The organism is Solibacillus sp. iso_87 (assembly GCF_056173085.1).
Genome location: NZ_CM149656.1, coordinates 2,321,936 through 2,336,209, shown reverse-complemented (window position 1 = coordinate 2,336,209; position 14,274 = coordinate 2,321,936). Strand labels below are relative to the sequence as shown.

Here is a 14,274-nt window from a genome sequence, read left to right as displayed (position 1 = left end):
GACTGATTTGATGGATATGCAAAAAACCTCCTTACAATCCAATTTTTAACTAAACAATTATTAAAAATATGTATATACTGTAATGTATGAGGAGGTGGAATGGCATGGTTATTCATGAAAATCACTATTTTGAAATAATAAAAAATGAAGGAAAAGTATATTTGAAAACACGACAGCCAGGTTTTATGCTAAAAGACTTCGAAACGATTGTGCGCCAAAATCCTCGTATTAAACTAACGAATTTTGCATTATTAAAAGAGGGACTAAATGAAGTAAGTGACACCCCTGTTGAAATCGGTATATGGCTTCCATCAATTGTAATCGAAATTTTCCGCGATAAAATGTCGGCATCGCTTTTTGTATATGAGACAGCGGAGTATATAAAAGAAAATGTGCAATCAATACAGAAAAAGGTTCAGAAGCTTTTAGCTGAAGATAACATAACGCACGGGATATTAAATGTACAACTGGAATCTATTGTCACAGCGAAGGCAACATTGATTGCGCAAGGAACACCACCTGTCAAAGGGGAAGATGCACAGATTACCTATTTAGAATTACCTGAGCGAAAACCGGTTATAAGAGAAGATGGTAAAGCGGATTATTATGATATGAACTTCATTTATGAAATTGAAGAGGGCGCATGGCTTGGAGAAAAAATTCATGCACAGCCAGGTATTCCAGGAATAAATATTTATGGGGAATCGATTCCTGCTCCTTTGGGGCGAGATTTGCAGTTGAAATATGACAGGAAATCGGCCTATGAAGTTGAAGAAGAAGGAAAAACAGTACTTCGCTCGAAAATTAGCGGGGTAGTTGAAGAACACCAAGGGATGGTGAGTGTGAATCAGCATTTACCAATTGTCTGTGATGTCGGTATCGAAACAGGGAATATTGAATTTAATGGATCTGTCTCGATTAAAGGAACAGTTCAGACAGGCTTTTCCGTTGTTGCAAATGGTGACATTTCAATCGAACATCCAGAAGGTGTATCCGGCGCAAAACTGATTAAGTCCATTTACGGAGATATTTTTATTCGGGGAGGTATATTCGGGTTAGGCGAAACACTAGTAGAAGCTGCCGGGGATATATTCGTTAAACATGTAAATGACGCGCATTTAGTCGCAGGCCAAAATCTGAATATTGGATTTTATTCATTAGGCTCGAATTTATCCGCACACTCGATTTTGGTAGATGAGCGAAAAGGGAAAATTATAGGTGGAACTGCAATTGCAAAAAGTACAATCGTATCAGCGTTTACAGGAAACCGATTGGAAAGACCGACTGAATTAATCATTAATAGCATAAACAAAGCACAAGGTCTTGAGGACATCCAACACAAGGCATCGTTGCTAAAGTCAATGCAGGAAGATATGGTGCAGCTCGAAGCACAAATAGAACGCATCCTACCTGTTATACATACGTTAACACAACGACAATCGGCGGCATTGGAGCTAACAAAACAAAAGCTAGCTTCCAATAAAGAAACAGCGCAGAATTTAGATCGGGAAATTAAACAATTAATGAATGATTTGCGCAAAGTTAGTAAAGCAGAGATTCATGTGACGAAAGAAGCAAATCCTGGTACATATATACAGATTGGCAAAAAGTCCACTGTTTTGACGTCTATAACAAATGGACGATTTTTAATAGAAAATGGAGAGTTGAATATATAATGAATAACATACCCATTTTTGCCCACCGAGGGGCATCAAGCTTTCACTTAGAAAATACGTTTGCTGCCTTTAAAAAAGCCAAAGAACTTGGGGCAGATGGCATTGAACTGGATCTCCAAGTTTCAAATGATGGTATTTTAGTGGTATTCCATGACAACGATTTAAAGAGACTGGCCGGTATTAATAAAATGGTTAATCAGTGTTCTTATGAGGAGCTCATTAACTATAAATTAGGCCCTCGGTTTAAACGGCTGTTTCGTCGTGACCGGATGATTGCCTTTGCCGATGTACTGAAGTGGGCAAATGCCGAAAATATTGCATTGAATGTAGAGCTGAAAGAGTCGCTATTAACGAATAAGCATGTTCTGAAGGAATTACTGCAATCGATCATCTTACCTGAAAACAGCCATTTCTCTTCATTCCATGATTCTCTGTTAAAAATTGTGAAAGAAATACGCCCGGATATCGAGACAGCGTATATTATTACGAGAAAATTCTATTGGGCCACATTAGCGGAGCAAAATTCTTTCGATACGATTCATGCACATAAACGCTACTATAAAGGTCAATATTTAGAGGCTTGTAAAACGGCCAATATCGGCATGCGTTTTTACGCAATCCAGGGAAATGAATCTTTCTTAAAAAATCCCCATTCGATTGTAAAAGGGTGGATTACGGATTTTCCGCATTTAGTTCAGGAAGCCCAGAAAAATCGGCAAGTTTGATTTATATAAATAGCATGTGGAAGTAATTACCTGTTTACTTTTACCTTAATAATTTTGTGTAATGCCACAATAACATTACTCTTCTTGAGTGAAGAATTAACTGAATATACGAAAAAAAATCAAATTTCCCTATAAAGAGAATTTGATTTTTTTCTGTCTTTATTTCTGCCAGCGCTCCGATACTTTACCGCGCTTGCGATCCCGGTACAATAAAAACCCTGCAAAAAATAAAAATGAAACGGCAAAAAATATGGCACCGACAACAAATTGTAACCAAATCCAAGGAAATGGTGAAATTAAAATACCGAATAATGTATCTCGCATAAATTTTATCCCAGCAGCCATTAAAATTGCGGGAATGACTAGTACGATAAATGCAGCCATACGTGCCATTTACAGACCTCCTCCAGACAAAAAAGCAGTAATTGAAACAATGTCTCAGTTTATTTTAGTATCACTTAATTTTACAATGCAGGCAGAGAAAGTCAATAACCGGGTATAGATTCATATAATGGAAATATGGAAATAGCTCAAAAAAACCAAAATATTATCCTGGAATAGTGTTTTTAAAAGTATTTTCGCAAGATTTTTCAGTGTAAATCTAGGAAAAATTGTCCGAATATTCTAATTTAAATCAAATTAAGGATTTCTAGTTGCATCCTTTTAGATTTATAAGTATTGTAAAAATAACGATAATAAAATTATACAAATTTAAGTATTTATTATCTTTAATTAACAGAAAATAATAATATACGAGAAAGTAAGCGCTTTCTTGAGCGGAGGGGTATAGTGTTATGGAAATTTTCAAGTACATGCAGAAATATGATTTTGAACAAGTAGTCTTTTGCCAAGATGAGGCATCGGGGTTAAAAGCGGTTATTGCTATTCATGATACAACATTGGGTCCAGCTCTTGGGGGTTCGCGCATGTGGACATATGCCTCAGAGGAAGCAGCTATTGAAGATGCACTTCGTCTAGCACGCGGTATGACTTATAAAAATGCGGCGGCAGGCTTAAATTTAGGTGGCGGTAAAACAGTTATTATTGGAGATCCGTTCAAGGATAAAAATGAAGAAATGTTCCGTGCATTAGGACGTTTCATTCAAGGTTTGAATGGTCGATATATTACGGCGGAAGATGTAGGTACAACCGTTGCAGATATGGATTTAATCCATGAAGAAACAAATTATGTAACAGGTATTTCACCGGCATTCGGCAGCTCTGGCAATCCATCGCCAATTACAGCGTATGGTGTATTTTTAGGGATGAAGGCAGCAGCGAAAGAAGCGTTCGGAGATGACTCGCTTGCAGGACGTAAAGTAGCAGTTCAAGGTCTTGGGAATGTTGCGTACACATTATGTGAATACTTGCATAATGAAGGAGCGAAACTAATCGTAACTGACATTAATCAGCAAGCAATCGACCGTGTCGTTGCTGACTTTGGAGCTGTAGCAGTAGCACCTGACGAGATTTACGCACAAGATGTGGACATTTTCTCACCATGTGCTCTTGGCGCAATTGTAAATGACCAAACGATTCCGACATTTAAAGCGAAGGTTATCGCTGGATCAGCAAACAATCAGCTGGCAGAATCAAGACATGGTAAAGTACTGCATGATTTAGGGATTGTTTATGCACCGGATTACGTGATTAATGCAGGCGGGGTTATTAACGTAGCAGATGAGTTATACGGCTATAATCGCGAGCGTGCAATGAAGCGTGTTGAAACGATCTACACAAGCTTGGAAAAGATTTTTGCAATTTCAAAAGAAGAAGATATTCCAACTTATTTAGCGGCAAACCGTTTAGCAGAAGAGCGTATTGCTCGTGTAGCGAAATCCCGCAGTCAGTTCCTTCAAAACGAAAAAAATATTTTAAACGGTCGCTAGAAGCGATTACGAAAGAAGAAATTGATTTTGTAACTGGAAAAAAGGGGTGTCGGTTATGGCGAAAGATTATGATGTCGTTATTTTAGGCGGAGGCACAGGCGGTTATGTAGCCGCGATCCGTGCGTCACAGCTCGGATTAAAAACGGCAATCGTCGAAAAAAATAAAATGGGGGGTACATGCCTGCATGCGGGCTGTATTCCGACAAAAGCATTGCTCCGAAGTGCGGAAGTATATGTGCAATCGAAAAAGGCACTTGATTTTGGAGTGGAAGTAAATGACGTCAAAATCGACTTTGAACGAGTCCAACAAAGAAAGGCTACCGTTGTAGATAAGCTTTACAAAGGTGTCCAGCACTTGATGAAAAAAGGAAAGATTGATGTGTATGAAGGTTTTGGCCGCATTTTAGGACCATCTATTTTCTCGCCGATGCCAGGTACGATTTCAGTGGAAATGAATGATGGTACAGAAAATGAGATGCTTGTGCCTCAAAACGTCATCATTGCGACGGGTTCTCGCCCTCGAACATTGGACGGATTGAAAGTTGATGGGAAAAAGGTATTCACATCAGATGAATTCCTGACAATCGAAAAGCTACCGAAGTCGGCCATTATTATCGGTGGTGGCGTAATTGGTGTCGAATGGGCGTCAATGCTTACTGATTTCGATGTCGAAGTCACGATTATCGAGCTAGGTGACCGTCTGCTGCCTACCGAAGATGCAGCAATTTCCGCGGAAATGCTGAAGTCTTTGAAAAAACGTGGGGTAAACGTTCATTTCAATGTAAAACTCGATCCTTCAGCAATTGATACGAAGGAAAATGTATCACTACAAGTGAATGATGAAACCATTTCAGCAGAAGCATTATTACTATCAGTTGGAAGGGTAGCGAACACGTCAAACATCGGCTTGGAGAACACAGAAATCGAACTGGAAAATGGATATATTTCAGTAAACGAACATTTCCAGACGAAAGAACGTCATATATATGCTATAGGAGATGTTATCGGTGGAATGCAGTTGGCACATGTTGCTTCACATGAAGGAATTCGTGCTGTCGAGCATATTGCGGGACAGAATTCGATTCCACTGCAATATGCAAATATTGCACGAGGCGTCTACAGTAATCCGGAAGTCGCAAGTGTCGGCCTTACGGAAGAGCAAGCGAAAAACAACGGCTATAAAGTTGTTACAACAACATTCCCGTTTAAAGCGATCGGTAAAGCGATTGTTTATGGTGAAACAGCAGGCTTTGTGAAAGTAGTAGCGGATGAAAGTTCGAATGACGTTGTCGGTGTCCATTTAATCGGACCGCACGCAACGGATTTAATTTCCGAAGCTGCACTTGGCTTGTTTTTAAATGCCTCACCATGGGAAGTTGGGCAGATGGTGCATTTGCATCCTTCGTTGAGCGAAATTATTGGGGAAGCCGCGCTGGCGATTGAAGGCAAAGCAATTCATTTTTAACAGTGACAAGGGGGTATTTTATGACGGACACTAATATTACACATGAACAATTGGGATTAACGGATGAAGATGTACTGAAAATGTACGAAACAATGTTAATGGCACGCCGTATTGATGAGCGGATGTGGCTGTTAAACCGTGCAGGCAAAATACCATTTGTTATTTCATGCCAAGGACAGGAGGCGGCTCAAGTAGGTGCTGCCTTTGCCCTTGATCATACAAAGGATTATATTGCTCCGTACTATCGTGATATGGGGGTTGTGCTTCATTTTGGGATGACGGCAAAAGATTTAATGCTTTCGGCGTTTGCGAAAGCGGAAGATCCGAACTCTGGCGGGCGTCAAATGCCGGGGCACTTCGGGCAAAAGAAAAATCGTATACTTACGGGTTCTTCTCCTGTAACGACACAAGTACCGCACGCGGTCGGTGTTGCCCTTGCAGGAAAAATGCAGCAAAAGGACTTTATCACATTTGTAACACTCGGTGAAGGTTCGTCAAACCAAGGTGACTTCCATGAAGGAGCAAACTTTGCGGGAGTGCACAAATTGCCGGTTATTATCATGGTAGAAAACAACCAATATGCAATTTCTGTTCCGGTTGAACGTCAACTGGGCTGTGCACAAGTATCAGACCGTGCAATCGGCTACGGGATGCCTGGTGTAACTGTAGATGGCAAAAATCCGTTGGAAGTATACAAAGTGGTGAAAGAAGCGGCTGATCGTGCACGTCGCGGTGAAGGGCCTTCATTGATCGAAACAGTTTCGTTCCGACTGACAGCCCATTCTTCGGATGATGATGATCGTCAATATCGTACAGCTGAGGATATTGCAGAAGGAAAAGCGAAAGACCCGATTATTTTATTTGAAACATACTTAAAAGACAACGGTATAGCGAACGATGCGCTATTGGAAGAAATGAATAAAAAAATTATGGATACTGTCAATGAAGCGACAGATTATGCAGAAAATGCAGCCTATGCCTCGCCAGAACATGCATTGCGTTTTGTGTATGCGGAAGGAGAAGATGCGTAATGCCGGTAATTTCTTATATTGATGCGATTAACTTAGCGATGAAAGAAGAAATGGAGCGAGATGACCGCGTCTTCGTATTAGGTGAAGATGTTGGGTTAAAAGGCGGCGTGTTCAAAGCGACAACAGGCCTGTATGATCAATTCGGCGAAGCGCGTGTACTGGATACACCGTTAGCGGAAAGTGCGATTGCGGGTGTTGCAATCGGTGCAGCGATGTACGGCATGCGTCCGATTGCTGAAATGCAGTTTGCGGACTTTATTATGCCTGCTGTAAACCAGATTGTTTCGGAAGCGGCGAAAATTCGTTACCGCTCAAACAATGACTGGAGCTGTCCTTTAGTTGTGCGGGCTCCATTTGGTGGGGGAATTCATGGTGCCCTTTATCATTCACAATCGGTTGAAGCGATGTTTGCAGGGACACCTGGTTTGAAGATTGTTATTCCGTCAACACCATATGATGCAAAAGGACTGTTAAAAGCAGCCATTCGCGATCCGGATCCAGTACTGTTTTTCGAACATAAACGTGCATACCGCCTTATTAAAGGTGAAGTGCCGACAGATGATTATACATTGCCGATCGGAAAAGCCGATGTGAAGCGTGAAGGTGATGATGTAACAGTCATTACGTACGGTCTTGCAGTACATTTTGCATTGCAGGCAGCAGAACGGCTGGCAAAAGACGGCATCGAAACACACATTTTAGATTTGCGTACCGTTTACCCGTTAGATCAAGAAGCCATTATTGAAGCGGCTAGAAAAACAGGGAAAATCCTCCTTATCACAGAGGACAATAAAGAAGGCAGCATTATGAGTGAAGTGGCAGCCATTATTGCAGAGCATTGCCTATTTGAACTGGATGCACCGATCAAGCGTCTCGCAGGACCGGATGTACCTGCAATGCCATACGCACCAACAATGGAAAAGTTCTTCATGATTAATCCTGACAAAGTAGAAAAAGCAATTCGCGAACTCGCTGAATTCTAGTTAATAGAATTGGGATTGTATAAGAATCCTAAATAAACAGCAAAGGCCTATTAGTTAAAGGGGGATTGTTTAATGACAATTCAAAATATCGTCATGCCGCAACTTGGAGAAAGTGTGACAGAAGGTAAGATTGAACGCTGGCTTGTCCAAGTGGGAGATAAAGTAAATAAATATGATCCATTAGCAGAAGTAACAACAGATAAAGTTAATGCCGAAATCCCTTCTTCGTTTGCAGGGGTAATTACAGAGTTAATCGCAAACGAAGGCGAAACATTGCCGGTAGGCGCAGTTGTATGCGCGATTGAAGTGGAAGGCTCTGAAATGCCGCCCGCACCAGTTGAAAAAAGCTCGAATGTCAGCTCGGCAATTCTAAATGCCGGCTCACAGAAGAAAGAAGAAGAAAAACCGGCAGCGAAAAAAGAAGACAAACCAGCGCGCACAGAACGCAAGCCTGGTCGTTTTTCACCTGCTGTTTTAGCGTTGGCGAATGAACATGATATCGACTTGGCCCAGATTACCGGCACAGGTGTCGGCAATCGGATAACAAGAAAAGACGTTGAAGCTTATGTTGTTGCAGGTAAGCCGACAAGTCAGGATATTTCGAATGACGAACAACCAACAGCATTCGCGGAGCCAAAACAAGAATCTTCTTCTCAAGCGTCAGTACTAGGTACAACACAAGCTCCAGCATCTGCACCTCAGCCAAAACAGGAGATTCCTGTTGCTGCGGGAGATATTGAAATTCCGGTTACGCAAGTGCGTAAAGCAATTGCGAAAAATATGCTGCGCAGCACACATGAGATTCCGCATGCATGGATGATGATGGAAGTCGATGTGACAGAGCTTGTTGAATACCGTGACAGCATAAAAGAAGATTTCAAGAAAAAAGAAGGATTTAATCTGACGTATTTTGCATTTTTCCTAAAAGCGGTCTCTCAGGCGCTAAAAGAATTCCCAATCATCAATTCTGTTTGGGCGGAAGATAAGATCATTCAAAAGAAAGATATTAATTTATCGATTGCTGTAGCTACTGATGATGCATTATTCGTGCCGGTCATCAAAAATGTCGATGAAAAATCGATCAAAGGCATTGCGAAAGAAATTCATGAATATGCACATCTTGTACGCAACGGAAAACTGAAATTGGAGCATATGCAAGGTGGTACATTTACGGTCAACAATACCGGATCGTTTGGTTCTGTTCAGTCAATGGGCATTATCAATCATCCACAGGCAGCAATTTTGCAGGTGGAAAGTATTGTAAAAAGACCTGTAATAGTACAGGGTAATATGATTGCTCCACGCTCTATGGTGAATTTATGTTTATCTTTAGACCATAGAGTTTTAGATGGTATGATTTGTGGTAAATTCTTATCTCGTGTGAAAGAAATTCTCGAAAATGTCGATAAACAGAAGATGTCAGTCTACTAAAAATGCCGTGAAAGCCTGTAAAATAAGGCTTTCACGTTTTTTTTCTCTTTATTGTCAGAACATTCTCGTGTAAACTATAGTACAGAACTATAACAAGGGGGGAAGCTACTTAGCGACCACATGTCAATGAATATGAAAGAGATCGAATTTCAAACAGCTAGCTATGAGCAGTGGAAGGAAGAAGCGGTAAAAGCATTAAAAGGAAAACCGTTTGAATCCTTATTTACAAAGACAATTGAAAATATCACGCTTGACCCACTTTATACAGAAGAAAGCTTAATCGAAAAATTGGGAGACCAACTGGAGAAACAAGTATCAACAATCCGTTCTTTAACAAAACAGACAAGCTTCACTGTTGCACAGCAAATCGCTGGCGATGATGCAGCTAGCTTTTTTGCCAATATAGAGGATAGCTTATCCCGCGGCAATGAAATGATTACAATCAACAGCCCGGTTGCATTTAACTGGTCTGAACAAGAAAGCGAAAAACTCGCTTCTTATTTATCGGAAATTTCATTTAAATTTATCGTCGCTTCTACTGAAGATGCAGTGCTGGATGTATTCAAATATATTGACGAAGCTAAACGCAATGACGTTGTAGGCTATATTGTTTCTCCTGAAACAATAGAATTAGCTGACTATCCAAACGTCCGCACGTTTTGTGCAAATACGATTCCGTTCCATAATGACGGCGCTAATGCGGTACAAGAGCTTGCTATTGCGCTTGCACAAGCAGCTATACTTGCGAATACGGTAGAAGATTTTAAAACATTTGAACAGAAGTTTTTCGTACAGTTCGCTGTCGATACACAATTCTTTGCAGAAGTAGCAAAACTTCGTGCCTTCAAAGTATTATGGAAAGCGTTTGCTTCAGCATTCGGCAATGAAGCAAGCGCTTTCCCGGTTGTAGTGGAAACTTCGGTACGCAGCTTCTCGAAATATGATGTTTATGTAAACTTATTACGTGCAGGCAATGAAGCGTTCTCAGCAGCAATCGGCGGTGCAGATGTTATTACGGTACACCCGCATGATGTGTTGACAGGTGTATCGGGGCAGTCAATCCGTATTGCGCGTAATGTTTCCCTTGTTACGAAAGAAGAGTCACATGTAACAAATGTAATCGATCCATCAGGCGGTTCGTACTTTATCGAATCATTAACAGCAGACTATGTAAAAGAAGCATGGGCACTGTTTTTGGACATCGAAATTGCTGGCGGATTGGAAGCATACGGTATTAATGCTCAAATCGAGGAAGTGTATGCGACACGCATGAAGCAAGTGGAAACACGCAAGCATTCACTAATTGGTACTAACATTTATGCAAACCCGCAAGATACAGTATCAACAACTGAAAATGCTCAATTTACAGGTGTGAAACGTCTTGCCATTCCATTTGAAAACTTACGTGCTACTTACGCACAAACTGGAATCAAGACAGCGATTTTAACATTCGGTGAACTGAAAAACTACAAGCCGCGCGCAGATTTTGTACAAGGATTCTTTGCGACAGCAGGCATCGTAGCATATCAAACAGCAGGATTCCGAACAATTGAGGATGCAACAACTTGGCTGGCAAGTGCCGACTATGACTATGTAGTTGTAGCTGCAACGGATGAAGATACTAAAGCCATTGTGCCGGCATTGCTTGAAAATAAAAAACAATCGGTTGTATTGGATGCAGCAGGTAAATATAAAGAAGATGAAGCGGCATGGACTGCAAATGGCTTAAACGGCTTTATATATGCAGGTCAGAACATCGCCCGAAAGCTATCGGATGTCGTGATGAGCGTGAAGGGGGTACAACAATGAGTAAAGCAAATTTCGCAACAGTTGTTATTGAAGATGTATTAAAACAAGAGCAACTTGCTTCTACAGGCTCGTACGTGACAAATGAAGGCATCGAAGTGAATTCTGTCTACAACAAAGAAGATATTCAAGACGCAAAACATTTAAAAGATGTGGCTGGTATTGCACCAAATACACGTGGGCCATATCCGACAATGTATGTAGCGCGTCCATGGACAGTACGTCAATATGCAGGTTTCTCTACTGCGGAAGAATCAAATGCTTTCTACCGTCGTAACTTGGCAATGGGTCAAAAAGGGCTTTCAGTAGCATTCGACTTGGCCACACACCGCGGTTATGACTCGGATCACCCTCGTGTAACAGGGGATGTCGGAAAAGCTGGCGTTGCGATCGATTCAGTTGAAGATGCAAAAATTTTGTTTGACGGCATTCCACTTGATCAAATGTCGGTATCGATGACGATGAACGGGGCAGTTTTACCGATTCTTGCGTTCTACATTGTTGCAGCTGAAGAACAAGGAGTATCGCCTGATAAATTGGCCGGTACGATCCAAAACGACATTCTAAAAGAATACATGGTACGTAACACTTATATTTACCCACCGGCAATGTCGATGAAAATCATTGCAGACATTTTTGAATATACGGCGAAATTCATGCCGAAATTCAACTCGATTTCCATTTCGGGTTACCATATTCAAGAAGCGGGTGCGACAAATGATATCGAGCTTGCGTATACATTGGCAGATGGTCTTGAATATGTACGTACAGGTTTAAAAGCGGGCATTGACATTGATGCATTTGCACCGCGTTTATCGTTCTTCTGGGCGATCGGTATGAACTATTACATGGAAGTTGCGAAAATGCGTGCAGCACGTCGCATTTGGGCACAAATGATGTCTACTTTCAATCCGAAAAACTCGAAGTCACTTGCATTGCGTACACACTCGCAAACATCAGGCTGGAGTTTAACAGAACAAGATCCATTCAATAACGTAACACGTACATTAATCGAAGCAAACGCGGCAGCGATGGGTCATACACAGTCGCTTCATACGAACGCACTGGACGAAGCAATTGCTTTACCGACGGACTTCTCGGCTCGTATTGCACGTAATACACAGTTATTCCTGCAAGAAGAAACAGGAATGACAAAAGTAATCGATCCATGGGGCGGCTCGTACTATGTTGAAAAACTGACAGAAGAGCTGACAGAAAAAGCATGGACATTAATCGAAGAAATCGAAGCTCTTGGCGGAATGGCGAAAGCGATTGAGACAGGACTTCCAAAAATGAAAGTTGAAGAAGCAGCGGCTAAACGTCAGGCGAAAATCGATTCAAAAACAGAAACGATTGTCGGCGTAAACAAATACCGTCTTGCTGAAGAAGATCCAATCGACATTTTAGATATCGACAATGCAATCGTACGCGAATCACAAATTTCCCGTCTTGAAAAAATGAAAGCTACACGTGATGAAGCGGAAGTGCAAAAACATTTAGCACGTTTAACAAAAGCGGCTGAAGACGGCTCCGAAAACTTATTAGCCGTTGCTGTGGATGCGGCAAGAGCACGTGCATCATTAGGTGAAATTTCGGATGCGATTGAAGCGGTATCTGGCCGTCATAAAGCGGTTATCCGTTCAATTTCAGGTGTCTACTCTGCAAACTTCTCGGATGATGAAATGATTACAGAAGTGAAGCAAATGACAGAAGACTTCCTGGAAGCAGAAGGTCGCCGTCCACGTATTTTAGTGGCGAAGATGGGACAAGACGGACATGACCGCGGTGCGAAAGTTGTTGCAACTGGCTATGCGGACTTAGGTTTCGATGTCGATATTTCTCCGTTGTTCATGACACCGGAAGAAACTGCACAAATGGCAAATGAAAACGACGTCCACTGTATTGGAGTATCCTCTTTAGCGGCGGGTCATAAAACATTAGTGCCAGAACTTGTAGCTGAATTGAAGAAATTAGGTCGCGAAGACATTATCGTCATTTGCGGCGGGGTAATCCCAGCTCAAGACTATGAGTTCCTGTATGAAGCAGGTGCAGCGGCTATCTTCGGACCAGGTACTGTGATTCCGGTATCGGCAATCCGTATTATAGAAGAAATTTATAAAAAGTTAGGTTATGAGGAAGTGGCAGAGTAGTGATGCCTCAAGACGAGAAGAGCGCTTTATTTGTCATGGATGGTGTGAAGGGTGGTCATGATGGAATGAGCTATTCAAACCCGAAAAAGTTCCGGAAAAAAAAGCAGGAAACACTTGATCTACAGACGCTGGCCAGCGAAGTACGTGCAGGTAACCGTACTTCGCTTGCAAAAGCGATAACGCACATTGAAAGCTCGAACAATGCCCATAAGGAAGAAGCACAGAAGCTACTGCAGGAATTATTGCCTTATACGGGCAATTCAATCCGAATTGGCATCACCGGTGTACCGGGTGCGGGGAAAAGTTCGTTTATCGAAGCATTCGGTACGATGCTGTGCAAAATGGGTAAGCGCGTTGCGGTTCTTGCAATCGACCCGAGCTCATCGCTATCAGGCGGCAGTATTTTAGGGGACAAAACACGAATGGAAGAACTGGTGCGCCAGGAAAATGCATTTGTTCGTCCATCACCGAGTGCCGGTACATTAGGCGGTGTCCATAAAAAATCCCGTGAAACAATGCTGTTATGCGAAGCGGCAGGCTATGACGTCATTTTGATTGAAACAGTCGGTGTCGGCCAAAGTGAAACATATGTGCGCGGCATGGTTGACTTCTTCCTACTGCTAGTCTTAACAGGTGCGGGAGATGAGCTTCAAGGGATGAAGAAGGGCATTATGGAGCTTGCAGACGGCATTATCGTCCATAAAGCGGACGGGGACAATGTACGCCCTGCTCGCCGGACAATGCAAGAATACAAGCAGATCCTTCATTTCCTACAGCCATCGACACCCGGCTGGCTCAGTACGTCACTGACCGTATCGTCCCTTGAAAAAACGGGTTTCGACAAGGTTTGGGATATGCTGATGGAGTTTGAGCAGACGATCAAGCAATCCAATTATTGGACGATACGTCGCCATGAACAAACGCGCGACTGGTTCCATACGATGATTACCGATCATTTAATAGATTCGTTCTATAAAAATCCGGAACGCAAAAAGCAGGTCCGGTCACTTGAGGAAGAAATATTGCATGGCCAGCTAACGGTGACACAAGGGGTTAATGCTTTATTTGGCGAAAAAAATGTAGATAGATGATAATCAAGAGTCTTTGCACATCTTTCG

General features: G+C 41.9%; 11 protein-coding genes. 10 read left to right on the top strand and 1 reads right to left on the bottom strand.

Annotated elements, in window-relative coordinates; all coding sequences use genetic code 11:
- Positions 1-104 precede the first annotated feature (104 nt).
- Together AC0VXV_RS11855 and AC0VXV_RS11850 are read left to right on the top strand one after the other, a co-directional pair.
- A complete protein-coding gene (locus AC0VXV_RS11855; RefSeq protein ID WP_475528372.1) occupies positions 105-1,676 on the top strand; it encodes a DUF342 domain-containing protein in 1,572 nt (523 codons plus the stop codon).
- The gene (locus tag AC0VXV_RS11850; protein ID WP_475528371.1) at positions 1,676-2,401 is read left to right on the top strand and encodes a glycerophosphodiester phosphodiesterase; all 726 of its coding nucleotides are present in this window, start codon (positions 1,676-1,678) and stop codon (positions 2,399-2,401) included. Before AC0VXV_RS11855 ends, AC0VXV_RS11850 begins: the two co-directional genes overlap by 1 nt.
- Positions 2,402-2,560: 159 nt before the next feature.
- Here AC0VXV_RS11850 and AC0VXV_RS11845 read toward each other — a convergent pair whose 3' ends face one another.
- Positions 2,561-2,794: a DUF2627 domain-containing protein gene (locus AC0VXV_RS11845; protein ID WP_251687080.1), complete on the bottom strand. Its 234-nt coding sequence runs from the start codon at positions 2,792-2,794 to the stop codon at positions 2,561-2,563.
- 401 nt (positions 2,795-3,195) lie between these two features.
- On the opposite strand from AC0VXV_RS11845, the gene AC0VXV_RS11840 reads away from it, so the two are divergent.
- The 8 genes from AC0VXV_RS11840 (at position 3,196) to meaB (ending at position 14,247) form a co-directional block, all read left to right on the top strand.
- Positions 3,196-4,290, top strand: a complete 1,095-nt coding sequence (locus AC0VXV_RS11840) for a Leu/Phe/Val dehydrogenase (protein ID WP_475528370.1) — start codon at positions 3,196-3,198, stop codon at positions 4,288-4,290.
- A 55-nt stretch (positions 4,291-4,345) separates the two neighbouring features.
- A complete protein-coding gene (gene lpdA, locus AC0VXV_RS11835) occupies positions 4,346-5,755 on the top strand; it encodes a dihydrolipoyl dehydrogenase (protein ID WP_475528369.1) in 1,410 nt (469 codons plus the stop codon).
- 20 nt (positions 5,756-5,775) lie between these two features.
- Entirely contained in the window at positions 5,776-6,786 is a 1,011-nt protein-coding gene (locus AC0VXV_RS11830) for a thiamine pyrophosphate-dependent dehydrogenase E1 component subunit alpha (protein ID WP_475528368.1), read from the top strand.
- A complete protein-coding gene (locus AC0VXV_RS11825; protein ID WP_339171688.1) occupies positions 6,786-7,769 on the top strand; it encodes an alpha-ketoacid dehydrogenase subunit beta in 984 nt (327 codons plus the stop codon). Before AC0VXV_RS11830 ends, AC0VXV_RS11825 begins: the two co-directional genes overlap by 1 nt.
- 72 nt (positions 7,770-7,841) lie before the next feature.
- Complete coding sequence (locus tag AC0VXV_RS11820) at positions 7,842-9,200, top strand: dihydrolipoamide acetyltransferase family protein (protein ID WP_475528367.1); 1,359 nt, start codon at positions 7,842-7,844, stop codon at positions 9,198-9,200.
- A 132-nt stretch (positions 9,201-9,332) separates the two neighbouring features.
- The gene (locus AC0VXV_RS11815) at positions 9,333-11,009 is read left to right on the top strand and encodes a methylmalonyl-CoA mutase family protein (protein ID WP_475528366.1); all 1,677 of its coding nucleotides are present in this window, start codon (positions 9,333-9,335) and stop codon (positions 11,007-11,009) included.
- Positions 11,006-13,156 (top strand): methylmalonyl-CoA mutase, encoded by a 2,151-nt coding sequence (gene scpA, locus AC0VXV_RS11810; protein WP_475528365.1) that lies wholly within the window; start codon positions 11,006-11,008, stop codon positions 13,154-13,156. Before AC0VXV_RS11815 ends, scpA begins: the two co-directional genes overlap by 4 nt.
- Before the next feature lie 2 nt (positions 13,157-13,158).
- Complete coding sequence (gene meaB, locus AC0VXV_RS11805) at positions 13,159-14,247, top strand: methylmalonyl Co-A mutase-associated GTPase MeaB (RefSeq protein ID WP_475531458.1); 1,089 nt, start codon at positions 13,159-13,161, stop codon at positions 14,245-14,247.
- Positions 14,248-14,274 lie beyond the last annotated feature (27 nt).